This is a genomic window from Paraburkholderia sp. IMGN_8, from assembly GCF_038050405.1.
GTDB lineage: Bacteria > Pseudomonadota > Gammaproteobacteria > Burkholderiales > Burkholderiaceae > Paraburkholderia.
On record NZ_CP150900.1, the window covers coordinates 3404177 to 3423652 of the forward strand.

14 protein-coding genes and 1 tRNA gene are annotated in these 19476 nt (G+C 62.8%); 8 read left to right on the forward strand and 7 right to left on the reverse strand.

The window, feature by feature from the left end:
• Positions 1 to 50 precede the first annotated feature (50 nt).
• The gene (locus WN982_RS15600; RefSeq protein WP_341312841.1) at positions 51 to 1505 is read right to left on the reverse strand and encodes a PLP-dependent aminotransferase family protein; all 1455 of its coding nucleotides are present in this window, start codon (positions 1503 to 1505) and stop codon (positions 51 to 53) included.
• A 264-nt stretch (positions 1506 to 1769) separates the two neighbouring features.
• Here WN982_RS15600 and WN982_RS15605 point away from each other — a divergent pair, with 264 nt between their 5' ends.
• The 6 genes from WN982_RS15605 to WN982_RS15630 all read left to right on the forward strand — a co-directional run bounded on the left by WN982_RS15605 (position 1770) and on the right by WN982_RS15630 (position 9599).
• A complete protein-coding gene (locus WN982_RS15605; RefSeq protein ID WP_341315809.1) occupies positions 1770 to 2459 on the forward strand; it encodes a VOC family protein in 690 nt (229 codons plus the stop codon).
• 75 nt (positions 2460 to 2534) lie between these two features.
• Positions 2535 to 3731, forward strand: coding sequence for a PLP-dependent aminotransferase family protein (locus tag WN982_RS15610; protein WP_341312842.1), 1197 nt, complete (start codon positions 2535 to 2537; stop codon positions 3729 to 3731).
• Between the two features lie 59 nt (positions 3732 to 3790).
• On the forward strand, positions 3791 to 4255 hold the full coding sequence (locus WN982_RS15615) for a RidA family protein (RefSeq protein ID WP_341312843.1): 465 nt from the start codon (positions 3791 to 3793) through the stop codon (positions 4253 to 4255).
• A gap of 185 nt (positions 4256 to 4440) precedes the next feature.
• Positions 4441 to 5343 carry a PhzF family phenazine biosynthesis protein gene (locus WN982_RS15620; RefSeq protein ID WP_341312844.1) on the forward strand — a complete coding sequence of 301 codons (903 nt, stop codon included), beginning with the start codon at positions 4441 to 4443 and terminating at the stop codon, positions 5341 to 5343.
• Positions 5344 to 5837: 494 nt separating this feature from the next.
• Positions 5838 to 8198 carry an EAL domain-containing protein gene (locus tag WN982_RS15625; RefSeq protein WP_341312845.1) on the forward strand — a complete coding sequence of 787 codons (2361 nt, stop codon included), beginning with the start codon at positions 5838 to 5840 and terminating at the stop codon, positions 8196 to 8198.
• Positions 8199 to 8390: 192 nt separating this feature from the next.
• On the forward strand, positions 8391 to 9599 hold the full coding sequence (locus tag WN982_RS15630; RefSeq protein ID WP_341315810.1) for a chromate transporter: 1209 nt from the start codon (positions 8391 to 8393) through the stop codon (positions 9597 to 9599).
• Between the two features lie 61 nt (positions 9600 to 9660).
• On the opposite strand, the gene WN982_RS15635 is transcribed toward WN982_RS15630, so the two are convergent.
• From WN982_RS15635 to WN982_RS15655, 5 genes are all read right to left on the reverse strand, one after another.
• Positions 9661 to 10119: a CopD family protein gene (locus tag WN982_RS15635; RefSeq protein ID WP_097391773.1), complete on the reverse strand. Its 459-nt coding sequence runs from the start codon at positions 10117 to 10119 to the stop codon at positions 9661 to 9663.
• A 253-nt stretch (positions 10120 to 10372) separates the two neighbouring features.
• Complete coding sequence (gene parC / locus WN982_RS15640) at positions 10373 to 12697, reverse strand: DNA topoisomerase IV subunit A (protein ID WP_341312846.1); 2325 nt, start codon at positions 12695 to 12697, stop codon at positions 10373 to 10375.
• Positions 12698 to 12759: 62 nt separating this feature from the next.
• Complete coding sequence (locus WN982_RS15645; RefSeq protein ID WP_341312847.1) at positions 12760 to 14745, reverse strand: DNA topoisomerase IV subunit B; 1986 nt, start codon at positions 14743 to 14745, stop codon at positions 12760 to 12762.
• A 395-nt stretch (positions 14746 to 15140) separates the two neighbouring features.
• A complete protein-coding gene (locus WN982_RS15650; protein WP_341312848.1) occupies positions 15141 to 17063 on the reverse strand; it encodes an ATP-binding cassette domain-containing protein in 1923 nt (640 codons plus the stop codon).
• A gap of 171 nt (positions 17064 to 17234) precedes the next feature.
• Complete coding sequence (locus tag WN982_RS15655) at positions 17235 to 17636, reverse strand: DUF4399 domain-containing protein (protein ID WP_341312849.1); 402 nt, start codon at positions 17634 to 17636, stop codon at positions 17235 to 17237.
• 290 nt (positions 17637 to 17926) lie between these two features.
• Between WN982_RS15655 and WN982_RS15660 the strand changes: the two genes are divergently transcribed.
• Both WN982_RS15660 and WN982_RS15665 read left to right on the forward strand, forming a co-directional pair.
• Positions 17927 to 18118, forward strand: a complete 192-nt coding sequence (locus WN982_RS15660) for a rubredoxin (protein ID WP_341312850.1) — start codon at positions 17927 to 17929, stop codon at positions 18116 to 18118.
• A 232-nt stretch (positions 18119 to 18350) separates the two neighbouring features.
• Positions 18351 to 18425, forward strand: a tRNA-Arg gene (locus WN982_RS15665).
• A gap of 672 nt (positions 18426 to 19097) precedes the next feature.
• Here the strand turns inward: WN982_RS15665 and WN982_RS15670 are convergent.
• Complete coding sequence (locus WN982_RS15670; protein WP_341312851.1) at positions 19098 to 19424, reverse strand: DUF4148 domain-containing protein; 327 nt, start codon at positions 19422 to 19424, stop codon at positions 19098 to 19100.
• Positions 19425 to 19476: the final 52 nt, after the last annotated feature.

Sequence of the window (19476 nt, forward strand, 5' to 3'; positions counted from 1 at the left end):
TCGCCGGCCCGCCGGATCGTCCGCCTAGCTGGGGACGATCCGGCGCAGTTTCAAGAGGCGCGCCGCGCGACGCCGTCCAGATAGCGGCACAGGAACGCCGACAGCTCCGGATCGCCGCAGTTGGCGATATTGAAGCGCATCCACGTGGTCGGCGATTGCTGCGGCGAAAAGAGGCTCCCAGGCGTCAGCAGAAAGCCGTCTTCATGGCCGGCGGCCGCCAGCGCGTCCGCGTCGACGCCGGTGTCGGCCCACAGGAACATGCCTGCCGTAGGTGTCAAGAACAGCTTCATGCCGGTCTTCTCGATCATCCGCACGGACTTTTCCCGCACGCCGTCCAGCCGCGCGCGCAGCCGCTCGACATGTCGACGGTAATGGCCTTCGGTGAGAATCTTGTAGAGCACGCGCTCGTTCAACTCGGGGCTCGTCATGCCGACCAGCATTTTCTGATCGCTGACGGCCTTGGCCACTTCCGGCGCGCAGGCGACGAAACCCACGCGCAGATTGGGCGCGAGCGTCTTCGAAAAGCTGCCGAGGTAGATCACGCGCTTCAACTGGTCGAGGCTCGCGAGGCGCGTGCCCGGATAGCTCGGCGGACACAGATCGCCGTAAATGTCGTCTTCGACGACGATGAAGTCGTAGGCTTCGGCAAGTCGCAGGATACGAAACGCCTGCGCGGCCGTGAGCGAGGTGCCGGTGGGGTTCTGCAGTACCGAATTGATCACCAGCATTTTCGGCCGCCACGTCTGCACCAGCGATTCGAGCGCGTCGAGATCGGGACCGTCCGGCGTATACGGCATGCCGACCAGCCGCGCGCCCTGCGACGCAAAGCGTCCGAACATCTGAAACCAGGCCGGATCGCCGACGATCACCGCATCGCCCGGCTTCACGTAAATGCGCGAAATCAGGTCGATCGCCTGGGTAATGCCGGAGACCATCACGATCTGCTCGGGCGACGCGCCGATTTCCAGCTCCTCCAGCCGCGTCTGCAACTGCTGGCGCAGCGGCAAAAAGCCAAGCGGCGTGCCGATCCCGAGCATCTGCGCGCCGCTTTGCCGGCCGAGCGTGCGCAGCGCGTTGGTGATCAGATCGCCGTCGAGCCAGCGAACCGGCAAGTAGCCCAGCCCCGGACTGCGCTCGGGGCGCGCGCCCGTATGCAGCATATTGCGCAGCAACCAGACGACGTCGATCGTGGCCGGCGCGGGCGCCGCTTCGGCGATCGCGTGGAGCTCGCCCGAGGCTGCGCCGCCGAGCCGCTCGCGTACGTAGAAACCCGAGCCGCGCCGCGACTCCAGGTAGCCTTGCGCCACCAGCCGTTCATACGCCTCGACCACCGTGAAGCGCGACACGCCCTTGTCGAGCGCCAGCTTGCGGATCGACGGCATGCGCATACCCGGGCGGAACACCCGCTCCTCGATGCGGCGGCGCGCCCACTGAACAAGCTGCTCGACCAGCGTCAGCGACGCCGTATCGTGCGGGGCGGGAATCTGGGCAAGCGGGACGGACATGACGGGCTCCAACTGTACCGAACAGTATCGAATTGATTGTACCGTTACTGTGCCGGTCGCCGCCGCTACATTTGAGACACGCAGCGGATCATGGAGGCGCCCGACACGGCGCCGAGCCACGAATTGAAGATAGCGGCGCAATCCTCGCCGCGGCCGGCCTCGCCCGCCGATCCGGCGAACGGTTATGCTTACGACCCCGGCCACGCCGCCGCCACACGCGGCGCACGCTCCGGCTCACCGCAGAAACCGTTTCTTCGATCCGCCATGACCGCTCATTTGCTTCGTCTCGATCACCTCGTGATTTCCGCCCGTACCCTCGACGAGGGCACGCAGTACGTCGCCGACACGCTCGGCGTCGCACCGGCCGGCGGCGGCGCACATCCGCTGATGCGCACGCATAACCGCCTGCTGAACCTGTGGGGCGGCGTGTATCTGGAGGTGATCGCGATCGATCCGCAGGCCGTCGCGCCGGCGGACGGCGGCGCGACGCGCGCACGGCTGTTCGCCCTCGACGACCCCGCGACCCGCGCGCGGCTCGAAAAAGGGCCGTATCTGTCGCATTGGGTCGCACGCGTCGAGAGGCCGAAACGCCTCGCGACGTGGCAAACGCAGTATCCGCGGCGCATCGCACCGATCGTGCCGATGACGCGCGGCGATTTCAGGTGGGGTCTGTCCGTGCCCGACGACGGTGCATTTCCCGCCTGGCAAGGCGCGGGCGACGGCGTATTGCCGTCGCTGATTCAGTGGGACACGCCGCGGCATCCGTCGGCGGTATTGCCGGAGACGGGACTCGCGCTGAGAACGCTGAAAGCCATCCATCCGCAAGTTGACGCGATAGCGGCGCAATTGCAGTGGCTGGGCGCGGCGCACCTGATTGCGCTGGCGCCGACGGAAGGCGCAGCGGCGCTCACCGCCGAGTTTGAAACGCCCGACGGTCTACGGACCCTTAAATAAGCAGCGCGCGCGGGTCGCCGACTCGCGCGATAATTGAAATTTTGACCGGTTCCAGACACACCAGACGAGGAGACCATGGACCAAAGCGACTTGAAAGCCCCCATGTGGCAACTGTCCGAACGCGCGCGCAAGCTCACAAGCTCTGCGATCCGCGAGATCCTGAAGGTCACGGAGCGGCCGGAGGTCATTTCGTTCGCGGGCGGTCTGCCGTCGCCGGCCACCTTCCCCGCCGAGCGCATGCGCGAAGCGTCCGACCGCATTCTGCGCGACGCGCCCGCCGCGGCGTTGCAATACAGCGCGACTGAAGGCTATCTGCCGCTGCGCGAATGGATTGCACTGCGGTATTCGGTGAACGGCGCGCAGATTCGCCCCACCCAGGTGCTGATCACGACCGGCTCGCAACAGGCGCTCGACCTCCTCGGCAAAGTGCTGGTGTGCCCGGACAGCCCGGTGCTGGTCGAAACGCCGACCTACCTCGGCGCACTGCAATCGTTCTCGATGTACGAGCCGCGCTATGTGCAAGTGCCGACCGACGCGCAAGGCCTGATTCCGGAAGCGCTCACGCCCGAGCTGACGGCCGGCGCGCGCCTGTTGTATGCACAGCCGAATTTTCAGAATCCGACTGGCCGCCGCCTGCCGGTCGAACGCCGCCGTGCTCTCGCCGCGTTTGCGAAGACCGCACCGTTCCCGGTGATCGAAGACGATCCGTACGGCGCACTCGACTACGCGGGCGAACCGCTGCCCACCATGCTGTCGATGTCGCCGGATCACATCGTCCACCTGGGCTCGTTCTCGAAGGTGCTGGCGCCGGGCCTGCGGGTCGGCTACATCATCGCGCCCGAAGAACTGATTTTCAAACTTGTGCAAGCCAAGCAGGCCACCGATCTGCACACGCCGAGCTTCACGCAGCGCATCGTGTATGAAGTGGTCAAGGACGGTTTCCTCGACACGCACGTGCCGACCATCCGCGCGCTGTATCGCGATCAATGCGCGGCGATGCTTGCCTCGCTCGAACGCTATATGCCCGAAGGCGTGAGCTGGAATCGTCCGGAAGGCGGCATGTTCGTGTGGGTGAATCTGCCCGCGCAGATCGACAGCATGAAACTGCTCGAAGAAGCCGTCGCGCAGAATGTCGCGTTCGTGCCGGGCGGTCCGTTCTTCGCGGACGAAGCGCAGCACAATACGCTGCGTCTGTCGTTCGTCACGGTGCCGCCGGCTAAGATCGACGAAGGCGTAGCGCGTCTCGCGGCGCTGATTCGAGCGAAGATTTAAGCGGTCTTCGCCCGCCCCGCCCCCGTCACCGAATTTTCACCACCGACCAAGGACACGACATGGCTCAAACGAATGTTTACGACAAGCTCAAGGAACTCGGCATCGAACTGCCGAGCGCAGGCGCTCCGGCAGCCGCTTATGTGATGAGCGCGCAAAGCGGCAACACGGTATACCTGTCCGGTCACATCGCCAAGAAGGACGGCAAGGTGTGGGCCGGCAAGCTCGGCGCCACGCTCACCACCGAAGAAGGCAAGACTGCCGCGCGCTCGATCGCGATCGACCTGCTCGCCACCCTGCATGCGCATGTGGGCGATCTGAATCGCGTCACGCGCATCGTCAAGTTGATGAGCCTCGTCAACTCGACGCTCGAGTTCACCGAGCAGCATCTGGTGACCAACGGCGCGTCCGAACTGATCGCCGACGTGTTCGGCGAGCGCGGCAAGCATGCGCGCTCGGCGTTCGGCGTGGCGCAGATTCCGCTCGGCGCATGCGTCGAGATCGAGATGATTGCCGAAGTCGAATAACGAAGTCACATAACGAAGCCGAATAAGACGGGCTGCCGGCCAGGCCGGCACAAGTTGTACTAAACGCGTCGCGAGGTGTCGATCACTCGCGGCGCGTTTTGCATTTGTGGCGAGGTAGATCGATCTCTCACCACCAGATAGAATCCGCCAACCACACCAACCTGCAGGATTCGCCGGACCCGCCGATGCTCGCCAACACTGTTCGTTTTAAACAAGTCGACGTGTTCACGTCGGTGCCGTTCAAAGGCAATCCGCTCGCAGTCGTGTTCGATGCCGACGCGCTCGATGCGAATCAGATGCAGGCCATCGCGCACTGGACCAATCTCTCCGAAACAACCTTCCTGCTGAAGCCGACCGATCCGGCCGCCGACTACCGCGTGCGTATCTTCACGTCGCATGGCGAATTACCGTTCGCCGGCCATCCGACGCTCGGCACCGCGCATGCGCTACTCGAAAGCGGCTACCAGCCGAAGCAGGCCGGCAGGCTGATGCAGCAATGCGGCGTGGGTCTCGTCGAACTGGCCAGACTGAGCGGCGAGGCCGATCAGGATGCGCAAGCATGGGCATTCGCTGCGCCACCCGCACGCGTCACGCCGCTCGCACAAGATCAATATGCAATGCTCGCTACAGCATTAAGTAGTGACGCGATCGATTTCAGCGCGACGCCTTGCGCGGTCGATAACGGTGCACCGTGGCTCGTGGTGCGCGTCAATTCGGCGCGCGATTGCCTCGCGCTCGAACCCGATGCCGCCGCACTGGCAGAACTCGTGCATTCGGTGGATACGCATGGCCTCGCGGTCTACGGTCCGCACGACGCCGACGGCCCGGCTACCTTCGAAGTACGCTGCCTGATGGCGGGCGGCCGCTTCGGCGCTGGGGAAGACCCGGTGACGGGCAGCGCGAACGCCGCATTGGCGGGACTGCTGAGCGCCCAGCAGTTGCGCCCGGGCCCGCACTACACTGCCCGCCAGGGCACCGCGCTGGGTCGCGCAGGCAACGTCTCGGTGCGCTACGACGATGCAGCCGGCAAAACGTGGATCGGCGGCCCCTCGGTGACGATCGTCGACGGCACATTCAGGCTGCCGTGACTGGCGGGCGCGTGACATGCTGGCGCATCATTTGCAGGCGGCGACTCACCGATACGGCCAGCGGTACATCGCCCTTTCCAGCCACGCCCAGCCACAAATTGCCGCATTGCTCCGCATTACCTCCAATTAATGCGTTATGCATGACGAGAGGCCTGTCAGAGGCCTGGCACACCTGAACACCGATTCCCGATGAAAGCCTCGAAAACGCCCGCCCCACCTCTGCCCCACGGCCGACCGCGCGGTCTGCGAATTAAGCTGGCCAGAATGCCTGCCCGCGCCCGCGTATACCCGATGCGCGGACCCTTCCTTAATCCAGTGGCATTAAGTAATATCGAAACGTACCCAACGATCTGCGGATGGTCAGGCACGACGCCACGCTCCCTTCCCCTGCGCAGCAGTACCGGCACCTTGGTCACCATGCAGCCACTCATGAAATCAGCGCAGTCAATGCTCGCGCAGTTGCAGCCGGCCAGCACCAGGGCACGGGCCGCCAAATGAGCCAATACCGCTTCTCAGAGCAGCGCGAAGCCAAGCCTCGCCGCGACCCCGCCGTGTCGCGCCGCCGCTCTTTGCTCGTGATTCCCGCGCTTGGCGTGCTGGTGCTGATCCTGCTTTGGACTGTGATCTTCGCGCGGCTATCGGTCGAGAAAGAAGCCACTTACCGTGAGGCGATGGCCTCTGCTGCGATTCTCTCCGCGGCGTTAGAGCAGCATACGGTCAAGGCGATTCACCAAGTCGATCAGATTACCCGCTTCGTCAAATACGAGTTCGAGAAAACCCCGAATCATTTCGATCTCGCCAGCACGGTGGAAAAAGGCGTGGTGCAAAGCGAGACGCTGGTGCAGGTGTCGCTGATCGACGAGCACGGCACGCTGATCGCCAACACGGCCGAGCCGAACCCCAAGCGTATCGACCTATCCGACCGAGAGCACTTCAAGGTCCACGAACACGAAAACGACGATCAGCTGTTTATCAGCAAGCCCGTGCTCGGCCGCGTGTCCGGCCACTGGACGCTGCAGATGACGCGGCGTCTGAATCATCCGGACGGCTCGTTCGCGGGCGTCGTGGTGGTTTCCGAAGACCCCAGCTACTTCACCAGCGACTTCTACAACAACGCGGCAATCGGCCGCGAAGGCGTGATCGCGGTGATCTCGGACAGCGGCACCGTGCTCGCACGGCGCACCGGCAGCACCGAAAACGCCAACGGCGCGTTCTCGGCAAGCGGCTCGTATCCGACCTCCGAGCATGTGTCTGGCACCTATGTCGATTCGATCGACAACGTCACGCGCATTGTGTCGTACCGGCATATCGACGGCTATCCGCTCGGCGTGCTGGTCGGCCTGTCGCAAGCCGAGGAGTTCGCCGACTACAACCACACACGCAACGTCTATCTGCTGATGGCGGGCTTCATCTCGCTGGCGATGCTGAGTTTCTTCGCCGTCGCGACCGGCTTGATCGGCAAGCTGCTCGGCCGCGAGCGCGAGATGACGCATCTGGTCGAATACGATCTGCTGACCGGTTTGCGCAATCGCTACGCGACATTGCAGAGCCTGCGGCAAGACGTGGCCCAGCCGGCCAATCTCGCGCGCCTCGCGATTCTCTTCATCGACCTCGACAACTTCAAGACCGTCAACGACACGCTCGGCCACAACGCCGGCGACATCGTGCTGCAAATGACGGCGTCGCGCCTCGCCGCCGCAGTCAACGACGGCGGCGCGTTGAGCCGGATCGGCGGCGACGAGTTCGTCGTCGTGATCAAGGGCGACGACGTCGAGAAGCGCGCCGTGGCGCTCGCCGAAGCCGCGGCAGAAGCGTTCGACAAGCCTTTCGAAGTACGCGGCAGTTCGTTCGTGCTGCACGCGAGCATCGGCATCGCGCTCTACTCGGTGGCCAACGAGAGCGAGATCGACTTGCTGAAAAAAGCCGACCTGGCAATGTACAGCGCGAAAGACGCGGGCAAGAACTGCTACCAGTTCTATTCGCCGCAACTGTCGCATCGCGCGGATCATTTGATGAAGTGGGAACAGCAATTGCGCGTCGCGCTCGCCGAAGGGCAGTTGTTCCTCGCCTATCAGCCCAAGATCGATCTGACGCGCCGCTGCATTACCGGTTTCGAAGCGCTGGTGCGCTGGAATCATCCGCAGCATGGCTTGATTCCGGCCAACGAATTCATTCCGGTCGCCGAATCGACCGGCCTGATCGTGCCGATCGGCGATTTCGTGATCGAGACCGCCTGCCGTCAGCTGGCGCTGTGGCAGCAGCAGGGTTACGACACGTTATCGCTGGCGGTGAACATCTCGGCGGTACAGTTCTGGCGCGGCGACCTGTATGAAACCGTCTCGCACGCGATCGAGGAAACCGGCATTTCCGCGCGCCGCCTCGAGCTCGAAATCACCGAGACCGCGATGATGGAGTTTCCCGAACTCGTCTCGGAGAAGATCTTCGCGTTGAAGCGTCTGGGCGTGCGTATCGCGCTCGACGATTTCGGCACCGGCTATTCGTCGCTGTCGTATCTGAACCGCTTCTCGGTCGATACGCTGAAGGTGGATCGTTCGTTCGTCCAGGCGATTCCGGGCGATCGCAGCGTCTGCGTGATGGTCACCGCGATCGTCAATCTGGCGCGCTCGCTCGGACTCACGGTGGTGGTCGAAGGCACCGAGACCGAAGAGCAGATTGCCTGGCTGGCCGCGCTCGGTCATATCGAGGCGCAGGGTTTCCTGTTCTCGCGTCCGGTTCCAGTGGACGCCATTCCGGCGTTGCTCGAACGCTTCGGTGTGTGCGGCGTCGCGGATCGCCACGCCTCGCAAGAAATCGAAAGCACCAGCAGCGTGCCCAGCACAAGCACGAACAGCTGATCCAGACTCGGTTGCGGCCAGATAAACACCTGGCACGAACGGTTACAAACCGTTCATGTTAGGCGCACCACCACAAAACCGGCTACATTCACTCTGTACTGCGACACAGCGCGATGCCGGCACGCCGGCCGCACCGACGCCGACATAACAATGATCCCAGAGGGTGGGCGCGTGCCGGGCGCCCGCAGCGCCATGCAGACGATCACGAGCCAGGATGCCGCCAGACGAGGGGAACGGGAACCGCTATGGACGCTGTTCCGGGTCGTGTTCGGCCTGTCGGCGCTGTCGTGGGGTGGTCTCGCGCTCATGGCCCAGCTCGAGAACCACTACGTCGAACGTGAAGGCCGGCTCTCGCGCGTGGCGTTTTCCGATCTGATCGCGCTCGCCTGGATGGTGCCCGGGCCGGTCGGCTGCAATGTCGCCGTGCAAGTTGGACATGCCTTGCGTGGACGCACCGGCGCCTGGGTGGCGGGCGTCGCGAGCGTGCTGCCCTTCTTCATGCTGATGACGCTGTTCGCGATCTTCTACCGCACGCCGGTCGTACACGCCGCCGCTTCGCAGACCTTGCTCAATCACTTCAGCGTAGTGCTGGCCACGCTGATCGCGATCACCTGGTATAAACAGACGCGCGCGCTGGTGCGCGGTAAGCTCGAATGGACTACGGTGGTGCTCGGCTGCGTGGCGCTCTTCTATGCGCGCAGTCCTGCCGCCTATGTGGTGATGCTGGGCGCGGCGTTCGGCGCCGGCTGGCTGGTCAGCCCGGCTCGCAATACACGCATTGTGGTGTCGATCGCGCGCGGCGACTGGCAATTGATGGCGGCTCTGTGCGCGTTGCTGCTGTTGTTTGCGTTGCCGCTGCCGCATCGCTATGATCTGGCGCTGCTGTGGCCGCGTCTCGCGGGCGCGGGCATGACGCTGTTCGGCGGCGGCTTCTCGGCATTGCCGGTGCTCAAGACGCTGTTCGTCACGCCGGCGATCGGCGTGTCGGATAACGACTTTACGCTGGCGTTTTCGCTATCGCCGTTATCGCCCGGGCCGCTGCTGAATGTGGTGCCGTTCTTCGGCTACCTGGTGGATGGTTGGCCGGGCGCGCTGATTGCCACGCTCGCGCTATTTGTGCCGTCGGGTTGTCTGGTAGTGCTGGCGCAGCGCCATCTGCATCGGTTGAAGGCCAATCCGCGTTTCGAGCATGGCATGCGGATCTTGCGCGCGGTGACGACCGCATTTCTCGCGGTAGCCGTGCTGCGCATTGCGGCTCATGTACCCCTCAAACTGGAGTATCTGTTGACCGCGCTGTTCTCCGGCATGTGCTTTGCGAAGCTCAAGCTGCCGGTGTACGTGGTGTACGGGACAGTGGCCGCGGCGTGCGGGCTGTGGCTTGCGTACGGCGCCATACCGTAGGCAAGCCGGCCCGCGCCTCACAACCGTGGCTTCACAAAGCCGGGGCTTTATAAGCCGGGCGTCAGAACCCGCGCGACAGCACCGCAACACCGATCGTCACGACACCCAGCACGATATTGACGAGCACCAGACGGCGGATCGTGCCGACCGCCTGCGCGCCATCCGGCCATTTCTGCGCCTGCACCGCACGGCGAATACGCGGGAACACAGCGAAGCGGATATGTCCGAAGATCAGCATCATCACGATGCCGAGGCCGGCCATCGCATGCAACGGCCACGTGGCGTGACCGCCGCCGAATTGCATCAGCAGAAAACCGCCGGTGAGCAGAATCACCAGCACTGCCGCGGCGACCCAATTGAAGAAGCGGCTGAACACCGATTCCCACAGCGGCAAGCGCAGTTGCGGCGAAAGATCGGCAATCGCCGGACGCAAACAGAAATGCGCGAACACCATTCCGCCGACCCATACGGCGACGGCAAGCAAATGCAGAAAGAGCGCGAGTTCGATAGCTTTGTTCATGTTGTTTTCCTCTCCCGACGACGCCACGCCGCTTATTACGAATGATATTAGCAGCGGCTATTGAGCGCGTTCGACCGCGCACTGTACACGCAGTTCCATGCACCGGCGGCTTTCCTGACAATCTTTGTAGTTGTTATTGCAGCGCGCCCGCTTCCGCGACGGCGCTGCACCCCGAATTTTTACTGCGCACGGCGCGCGCTTGAAGTGCGACTCAAGCTAAAGCGCGCGCCGCGTTCCTACGTTTGCGTCCTGGTTAAGCAGCCAATACCGGACGCATGCCGTCGAGCTTCATCTTGCTCTCAGGCGCACGCCCCTTGCGCGCCCGCTTGCCGATATGCGGTGCGAGTGCGGCGCCGCTCAGCTTCTCTTCGTCGACGCGGCCGCCACGACGCGTGCCGATCAGCACAACACCCGCATTGTTGATCGCCAGCGCCTGCACCAACGTTTCATTATCGTCGAGCGCCATCAGCGTGACACCGCGTCCACCGCCCGACAGCGTCTTCATCTCGTCGAGGCCGAACGCCAGGAGACGCCCGCCCGAGGACAGACACGCGATATGCGTCGCATCCGGCAGCATCGGCATCGGCGCGAGCGGCGCAGCGCCCGCGTCGATCGTCATGAACGACTTGCCGGCCTTCACGCGGCTCACCATATCGCCGACCTTGGCGATAAAGCCAAAGCCGTTGCTCGACGCGAGCAGCAGCGCCTGATCTGCCGACGCCGCGTAGTAATGCATCAAATGACTGCCTGACTCGAGTTCGATCAGCGACGTGACCGGCACGCCATCACCGCGCCCGCCCGGCAGCATTGCAACGGCAACCGAATAGACGCGGCCATTGCTGCCCCACGCGACCAGCGTATCCGGCGTGCGGCACTGGAATGCCGCATAGAGCCCGTCGCCGGCCTTGAACGTGAAGCCGGCCGTATCCAGCCCGTGCCCCTTCAGCGCACGCACCCAACCCTTTTGCGACACCACCACCGTGACCGGCTCGTCGACCACGCGCGCCTCGAACGTCGCGCGCTTTTCCTGCTGGATCAGCGTGCGGCGCTCGTCGCCGTATTGCTTCGCATCGCCTTCGATTTCCTTGATGAGCAGACGCTTCATCGCCGATTCACTGCCGAGCAGTTCTTCGAGCTTGGCCTTCTCGTCGCGCAATTCGGACAGTTCCTTCTCGATCTTGATCTTCTCGAGCCGCGCCAACTGACGCAGCCGGATTTCAAGAATGTCCTCGGCCTGACGATCGGACAAGCCAAACGCGGCCATCAACGCGACCTTCGGTTCGTCCGACTCGCGAATGATGCGGATGACTTCGTCGATATTCAAAAAGACGATCACCCGGCCTTCGAGGATGTGAATCCGGTCGTCGACCTTCATCAAACGATGGCGCGTGCGGCGCGTGACCGTCGCGAAGCGGAACGCGATCCACTCGTGCAGGATTTCGCTCAAACCCTTCTGACGCGGCCTGCCGTCGCCGCCCACCATCACCAGATTGAGCGAGGCATTCGATTCGAGGCTCGTATGCGCGAGCAGCGAATTGACGAACTCGGTTTGATCGATGCGGCTCGACTTCGGCTCGAACACGAGACGCACCGGCGCGTCCTTGCCCGATTCGTCGCGCACCGCATCGAGCAGCGCGAGCATCGTCTGCTTGGTCTGCAGCTGTTCGGGTGTGAGCGCCTTCTTGCCGAGCTTGATCTTCGGATTGGTTTGCTCTTCGATTTCTTCGAGCACCTTCTGCGCGGCCGTGTTCGGCGGCAGTTCGGTGATCACCAGTTGCCACTGGCCGCGCGCGAGGTCTTCTATCTTCCAGCGAGCGCGCACCTTCAGGCTGCCGCGACCGCTTTCATACGCGGCGGAAATCTCCGCTTCGCTCGAAATGATCTGGCCGCCACCCGGGAAGTCAGGACCCGGAATGTGCTGCATCAAATCGGCGTGCTGCATCTTCGGATTGCGGATCATCGCAACCGCTGCAGCCGCGACTTCGCGCAGATTGTGCGACGGGATTTCCGTCGCCAGACCCACCGCGATACCCGAGGCGCCGTTCAGCAACACGAACGGCAGGCGCGCGGGCATCACTTTCGGCTCCTGAAACGAGCCGTCGTAGTTCGGCATGAAATCGACCGTACCCTGGTCGATTTCATCGAGCAGCAGCTTCGAGATCGGTGTGAGGCGCGCTTCGGTGTACCGCATTGCCGCTGCGCCGTCGCCGTCGCGCGAACCGAAGTTGCCCTGGCCGTCGATCAACGGATAGCGCATCGAGAAGTCTTGCGCGAGACGCACGAGTGCGTCGTACGCCGACTGGTCACCGTGCGGGTGATACTTACCCAGCACGTCGCCGACCACGCGTGCCGACTTGACCGGCTTCGCGTTGTCGGAGAGGCCCATCTCGTTCATCGCGAACAGGATGCGGCGCTGCACCGGCTTCTGGCCGTCGCACACGTCCGGCAGCGCGCGGCCCTTGACCACGCTCACCGCGTAATCGAGGTACTGGCGTTCCGCGTAGTTGCCGAGCGTCAGGAAGTCGCCTTCCGGCGGCGGTGGCTCGGTGAAAAGGTCGAGAGTGTTATCGTCGTCCATCTAAATTCCGTATCCGTGTTTGGCGTGAAGTTGCTTGGCGAACTGAGGCGCTACCCGCGCGCTCAGATGTCCGCTTCCACTTCGTTGCCCTTTTCTTCCAGCCAGCTGCGCCGCGACGCCGCTTCGCCCTTGCCCATCAGCATCGTCATACGCGCCACCGTGGCGTCGTAGTCGAGTTCGCCGAGCGCCACCGGCGTCAGGCGCCGCGTGTCGGGGTTCATCGTGGTGTCCCACAGTTGCTCCGCGCTCATTTCGCCGAGGCCTTTGAAGCGGCTGATGGACCACTGCGTTTCGCGCACACCGTCTTTGCGCAGCTTGTCGAGGATCGCTTCGAGTTCGCCTTCGTCGAGTGCGTAAAGTTTCTGCGCCGGTTTCTTGCCGCGCGCGGGCGCATCGACGCGGAACAGCGGCGGACGCGCCACGCACACATGACCGCGTTCGATCAACTGCGGAAAGTGCTTGAAGAACAGCGTGAGCAACAGCACCTGGATGTGCGAGCCGTCCACGTCAGCGTCCGACAAGATGCAAATCTTGCCGTAACGCAGATTCGACAGGTCGACCTTGTCGTCCGGGCTATGCGGATCGACACCGATCGCCACCGAAATGTCGTGCACTTCGTTGTTCGCGAACAGACGGTCGCGCTCGGTTTCCCACGTATTCAGCACCTTGCCGCGCAGCGGCAGGATCGCCTGATATTCCTTGTCGCGGCCCATCTTCGCCGAGCCGCCCGCCGAATCGCCTTCGACCAGGAACAACTCGTTGCGGCCGATTTCCGTCGATTCGCAATCGGTCAGCTTGCCCGGCAGGACGGCCACGCCCGAGCTCTTGCGCTTCTCGACTTTTTGTCCGGCACGCGTACGTGCTTGCGCCTGCTTGATGACAAGATCGGCGAGTTTCTTGCCGTGCTCGACGTGCTGATTCAACCAGAGTTCAAGCGCCGGACGCGCGAACGACGACACCAGCTTCACCGCATCGCGGCTATTGAGGCGTTCCTTGATCTGCCCTTGGAACTGCGGATCGAGTACCTTCGCCGACAGCACGAACGACACGCGCGCGAACACGTCTTCGGCAAGCAGCTTGACGCCCTTCGGCTGCAGATTGTGCAACTCGACGAAGCTCTTCACCGCCTGGAACAAACCGTCGCGCAAGCCGGATTCGTGCGTGCCGCCCGCAGGCGTCGGAATCAGATTGACGTACGACTCGCGCATAAGCGTACCTTCTTCGCTCCACGCGACGACCCATGTAGCGCCCTCGCCTTCCGCGAACGTCTCTTCGCTGGTGCGCGAGTTTTCTACATAACGCTCGCCTTCAAAAAGAGGAATCAGCAGATCGCTGCCGTTCATGCCTTCGAGCAGATAGCCGCGCAAACCGTCTTCGTATTTCCAGCTTTGCTGCTCGCCGGTTTTCTCGTTGATCAACGTGACTTCGACGCCCGGCAGCAGCACCGCTTTCGAGCGCAGCAGACGTTGCAGTTCGCCGAGCGGCAGGTTCGGCGAATCGAAGTATTTCGGATTGGCCCACGCGGTGACGCGCGTGCCGGACTTCTTGTCGCTACGCGCGGCGGGCCGCACTTCGAGTTCCTTGGCGACGTCGCCATTGGCGAAACTCAACTCGGCGACTTTGCCGTCGCGCCACACAGTGACGTCGAGGCGCGTGGACAGCGCGTTGGTGACCGACACGCCGACGCCGTGCAGCCCGCCCGAAAACGTGTACGCGCCGCCGGCGGCCTTATCGAACTTGCCGCCCGCATGCAGACGCGTGAACACGATCTCGACGACCGGCACGCCTTCTTCCGGATGCAGGCCGAATGGAATGCCGCGGCCGTCGTCTTCGACCGAGACCGAATGGTCCGCGTGCAGCGTGACCGTGATTTGCCGGCCGTGGCCACCGAGGGCCTCGTCCGACGCGTTGTCGATGACTTCCTGAATGATGTGCAGCGGATTTTCGGTGCGGGTGTACATCCCAGGCCGTTGCTTGACCGGCTCCAGGCCCTTCAACACCTTGATCGACGCTTCGCTATACGCGGCGTTTGGCTTTTTCGTAGACATGGTTGACTCGGGTCCGTCGGTTCATCGTTGTCCACAGGTCCTGTGGACAGGTCCGTGGACAATGCGTTGAGTTTTCAAAAAAAGCGAAACGAAACAACGGGGTTAGGTGCGGTGCCCGCGGGGCGGGCAAGCTGTTTTGTCGCCTCGCTTCCCTTCGGCGCGCTCGACGGCCGCTCGATGCCGGCTGTACAGCCCGGCTACGTCAGCGCCGGTGCGAACGCCGGGGGAAGCCTGTTCGCGGGGTATTTTACTGATTTCGATACCGGCGGCAATTCACGACGTGCGGGATTGGCCGTTCGGATAAGGGGCGGCGCTCAGGTTTGGTCTCTTGTTGAGACCCGCATGTGCTCCGAATGTGACACGGCCGTGACCCACGCCGACGCCGCCCTTGCGCGTCATTTGCGCTTGTTTTCCAGCTCGTCCCACCGTTCCAGCGCAATCAGCAATTCTTCGTCGATCGCTGCGTAGCGCTCGGTCAGACGCGTGCCTTCCTGTGGGTCTTTCGCGAAGACCGAACCCTCTTCGAGTTGCGCGCCAATGGTTTTCTGCTCGGCTTCGAGCGCGGCGATTTTCGCCGGCAGCGCCTCGAGTTCGCGCTGGTCCTTGAACGACAGCTTGGCGGTGCGCTGCGTGTTGCGGCCCGCTCCGCCGTCTTTGGCCGCCACTTCCTTCGCGGCTTCTTTTTGCGCTTCCTGCGCCATCTGCTGCGAGCGGTCGCGCTGAATCTGCCAGTCGGTAAAGCCGCCGACATACTCGCGCCACTTGCCCCCGCCTTCCGACGCGATCACGGAAGTCGCGACGTTATCCAGAAACGCGCGATCGTGGCTGACCAGCAACACGGTGCCGTCGTATTCGGTGAGCAGTTCTTCGAGCAGTTCGAGCGTGGGGATGTCGAGGTCGTTGGTCGGTTCGTCGAGCACCAGCACATTGGCCGGCCGCGCGAACAGACGCGCGAGCAACAAGCGGTTGCGCTCGCCGCCCGACAGCGACTTGACCGGCGAACGTGCACGCTCCGGCGCGAACAGGAAGTCGCCGAGGTAGCTCATCACGTGCTTCTTCTGGCCGTTGACTTCGACCCACTCGCTGCCCGGGCTGATCGTGTCGGCAAGGCTCTTTTCCAGATCCAGCTGCGCGCGCATCTGGTCGAAGTACGCGACCTGCAAATTGGTGCCGACACGCACCGTGCCTTCGTCGGGCGGCAATTCGCCGAGGATCATCTTCAGCAGCGTGGTCTTGCCCGCGCCGTTCGGCCCGACAAAGCCGATCTTGTCGCCGCGCATCACCGTGGCCGTGAAGTTGTCGACCACCGTGCGCGCACCGTAGCGCTTGGTCACATCGGTCAATTCCGCGACGATCTTGCCGGACTTCTCGCCCTGCCCGACGTCGAGCTTGACGTTGCCCTGCACGTTGCGGCGCTCGGCGCGCTCGTTGCGCATCTGCACGAGCCGCGCGATCCGGCCGACGCTGCGCGTACGGCGCGCTTCGACACCCTTGCGAATCCACACTTCTTCCTGTGCGAGCAGCTTGTCGGCCTTGTCGTTTTCGACGCGCTCGATTTCCAGTTGCTGTGCTTTGCGCGTCTGATAAGCCGAGAAATTACCGGGATACGACAGCAGACGCCCGCGATCCAGTTCGACGATGCGCGTAGCGACACGGTCGAGAAACGCGCGATCGTGGGTAATGAAGAGCAGGCCCGCGCGCAGCGAGACCAGCAGCTCTTCGAGCCAGCGAATGCCGTCGAAGTCAAGGTGGTTGGTCGGTTCGTCGAGCAGCAGCACGTCCGGCTGCACGACCAGCGCGCGCGCCAGCGCGACGCGCTTTTGCATGCCGCCCGACAGCGAGCCGACCCGCGCCTCGCCGTTCAGACCGATCTGCTGCAGCGTGGTGGCGACGCGCGTGCTCCAGTTCCAGGCGTCCGAATGGTCAAGCGACGACTGCAGCGTGTTCATCCGCGACATCAACTCGTCGTGCTCCGGGCCTTCCGGCTGGTCGGCGAGCTGATTGGCGACCGCGTCGTATTCATCCAGCAGCGCGCGAGCGTGGGTCAGGCCGGCGGCGACCGCCTCGAACACCGTGTCGTCCGTATCGAACTCCGGCTCCTGCGGCACATAGACCGTGGTGAGATTCTGCTGGCGCGTGACGAGACCGTCGTCCGGCTTGGTCAGCTCGGCGACGATCTTCAGCAGCGACGACTTGCCCGCGCCATTGCGGCCGATCAACCCGACGCGTTCGCCCGCTTCGAGAGAGAAATCCGCGTGATCGAGCAACGCGACGTGACCGAACGCCAGTTGGGCGCCGGTAATGGTGTAAAGCGACATGGAGAATTGGAGAAAACAGCGATGAGTCGGAACTGCTCATTGTACCGGGCGCACGGGCGGCTGCCTGTATGCCGGACGAGATAGGCCAAATGGCCGGCTTGCAGAACGAATACTGAGCGCAAGAACGCTGCCGGGCGGTGCTTGCACGCCTGGCAGCGTCGTACGGAAAAACTACTTCACGTGAACCTTGATGGTTTGGCTCCATTCCGGGCCATACGAACGGTGCACACCGTCGCCGAATTGCAGCGTCAGCGTGTGGTCGCCCGGCGGCAACGTCAGATCGGTTTCGGTCTGGCCTTTGCCGAAGTGGAGCGAATGGTCGTCGGCGGGAATGACTTGTCCCTTGGGAAGCGGCTTGCCGTCGATCAACAGATGATGATGGCCCGTGCCCTCGGTCATCGTGCCGGCCGGCGCGATCTTCATGCCGTCGACGCCGAACACCACATGCACCGGATTGCTGACGGTTGCACCGTCCTTTGGCTGCACGAACGACACGCCTTCGGCCTGCGCCACGCCCGATGCGGCCAGCAACCCGGCCAGCACGACACCAGTCAACCATTTGTTTTTAAACATCGTTTCTCCGTTGAGGAAAGCGGCTTGATGCGCTGCGTGGCGGATGGCCGTGGCGGCATGATGCGCCGGGCATGAACGGTTTCGAGATAGACCGCGGCTCAGAGCATACACCGAGTGCGTGACGCGATTCGCCGCGCGATGCCGGACGTTTCGCCGGGCACTTTGCGGCGCTGCGACATCGTATCCGGAGGTCCGTTCGGCAAATTCCGGTACTATTGCGGGTTGCCGCCACTGCCCCAAAAAGGGGCAGAACGGGTGAATTGTTGTATTGAACCGAGAAAGAGTGCGTCGTGAGTGAAGTAATTGAAGTGACTGAATACAAGAGCTGGGTCTGCCTGATTTGCGGCTGGATCTACAACGAGGAAGAAGGCCTGCCCGAAGAAGGCATCGCGCCGGGCACGCGCTTCGACGCGATTCCCGACGACTGGCGCTGCCCGCTGTGCGATGTGAGCAAGGCAGAGTTTGCGGTGGTGGAGTTCTGATTTCGCTGGATTGAGCCGGTGATGCACCGTTTTAGTGCGGCACGTCAGGCGGTCTGACGGCCCGGCGGAAGATGGTCGTCGGGCCGTTTGCTTTGCGAAGAAGCGTTTCGCTGCCCTCCTCCCGCTCGAACGTGTTTGATATACTCTGCGCGCGCTGGCGAATTTGGACTCGCCCGATCCTTGCGGACCTTGTCCGCCGGCAGGATTGAAGCGATGATTTCAGTTCGGTCCTCTCCCCGTAGTTCAATGGATAGAACAAGTGCCTCCTAAGCGCTAGATACAGGTTCGATTCCTGTCGGGGGGACCAACTAGCTTCCCAGCGTCTCCCAAGTTTGCCTAAAAAAGCCCTGCACGCCTTTCGCTGCGGGGCTTTTTTTATCGCGCGCATCCGCACTCAACAGCGTCGCTAACCGATCGCGCAATCCCACAGCCGCAGGAATCTCGGGCCGATTTTGCAATTGTTAAATATTCCACCAAGCAAGTGAGATTAACGTTCCATCACGTATCTTTTGCGCGATGGAAAATGAAAATCTCTCGTGATCTTTCAGTAGTCGCAGGATTCAGTGTGATCGCTGTGTTCGTCATACGCACGAATCATTTCGGCCCCGCGGAACACTTAGGACAGGCGAAGCACCGGCATTCGACCGTTTGCTTTGGTGACAATCAAGTCATGCACCAGAGCCGCAAAAGATCATTTCACTCCGATGCGATGAGGAGCGCCCGCCCCTCCTAACGTCCGTTCACCCTGAACAGAGAGCTACATCATGAGGAAATGCATCCTTGCGCTTGCTGCACCGGCCGCTAGTCAACGTGAAAAAACGCCCGGACAGGAGAAGCCGGGCGAAGCCGCCGGGACGCCGACGGCGGAGGAGTGCTGATAACGACAAAACAGGCCCGCATCCCCGGCAAGAGCGAGCCTGTTTCGTGTCGACGTGAACCCAGTCAACGCATGATGCGTCGACGTTCACGTCGGCATCGATTAGCGACCGATGTAGACCACCGGCGCCGAGTACGAGCTCACCGTCGTTTCCGCGTGGCTACCCGACTGTGACGAACCGCTTGTCGCCGAACCATAGCCGCTGGTTTGCGCGGTACCATTTTGGGCAGCTACGCGTGCTTCAGCTGCCTGAATATCCACCGGGTAGTGCGGATCCTTACCGACGGCGGGTGTATAACCGGCCTTTTCAAGCTGGACAAGCTCAGCACGAACCTGGGCGCGCGTGACAGGTCCGTTCGATTGCGCGAACGATGCGACCGGAGCGGCGAGAACGAGTGCAACAGCGACAGCTTTGATGAGCGATTTCATGATCACTACCTCCAGAGATTGTTTTATGCGGCGCGACAGACACGCTTGTCTG

Bases quoted from the DNA above. Each gene is read 5' to 3' on its own strand.
- WN982_RS15600 (WP_341312841.1), bottom strand. From the start codon at position 1,505: ATGTCCGTCCCGCTTGCCCAGATTCCCGCCCCGCACGATACGGCGTCG.
- WN982_RS15605 (WP_341315809.1), top strand. From the start codon at position 1,770: ATGACCGCTCATTTGCTTCGTCTCGATCACCTCGTGATTTCCGCCCGT.
- WN982_RS15610 (WP_341312842.1), top strand. From the start codon at position 2,535: ATGGACCAAAGCGACTTGAAAGCCCCCATGTGGCAACTGTCCGAACGC.
- WN982_RS15615 (WP_341312843.1), top strand. From the start codon at position 3,791: ATGGCTCAAACGAATGTTTACGACAAGCTCAAGGAACTCGGCATCGAA.
- WN982_RS15620 (WP_341312844.1), top strand. From the start codon at position 4,441: ATGCTCGCCAACACTGTTCGTTTTAAACAAGTCGACGTGTTCACGTCG.
- WN982_RS15625 (WP_341312845.1), top strand. From the start codon at position 5,838: ATGAGCCAATACCGCTTCTCAGAGCAGCGCGAAGCCAAGCCTCGCCGC.
- WN982_RS15630 (WP_341315810.1), top strand. From the start codon at position 8,391: ATGCAGACGATCACGAGCCAGGATGCCGCCAGACGAGGGGAACGGGAA.
- WN982_RS15635 (WP_097391773.1), bottom strand. From the start codon at position 10,119: ATGAACAAAGCTATCGAACTCGCGCTCTTTCTGCATTTGCTTGCCGTC.
- parC (WP_341312846.1), bottom strand. From the start codon at position 12,697: ATGGACGACGATAACACTCTCGACCTTTTCACCGAGCCACCGCCGCCG.
- WN982_RS15645 (WP_341312847.1), bottom strand. From the start codon at position 14,745: ATGTCTACGAAAAAGCCAAACGCCGCGTATAGCGAAGCGTCGATCAAG.
- WN982_RS15650 (WP_341312848.1), bottom strand. From the start codon at position 17,063: ATGTCGCTTTACACCATTACCGGCGCCCAACTGGCGTTCGGTCACGTC.
- WN982_RS15655 (WP_341312849.1), bottom strand. From the start codon at position 17,636: ATGTTTAAAAACAAATGGTTGACTGGTGTCGTGCTGGCCGGGTTGCTG.
- WN982_RS15670 (WP_341312851.1), bottom strand. From the start codon at position 19,424: ATGAAATCGCTCATCAAAGCTGTCGCTGTTGCACTCGTTCTCGCCGCT.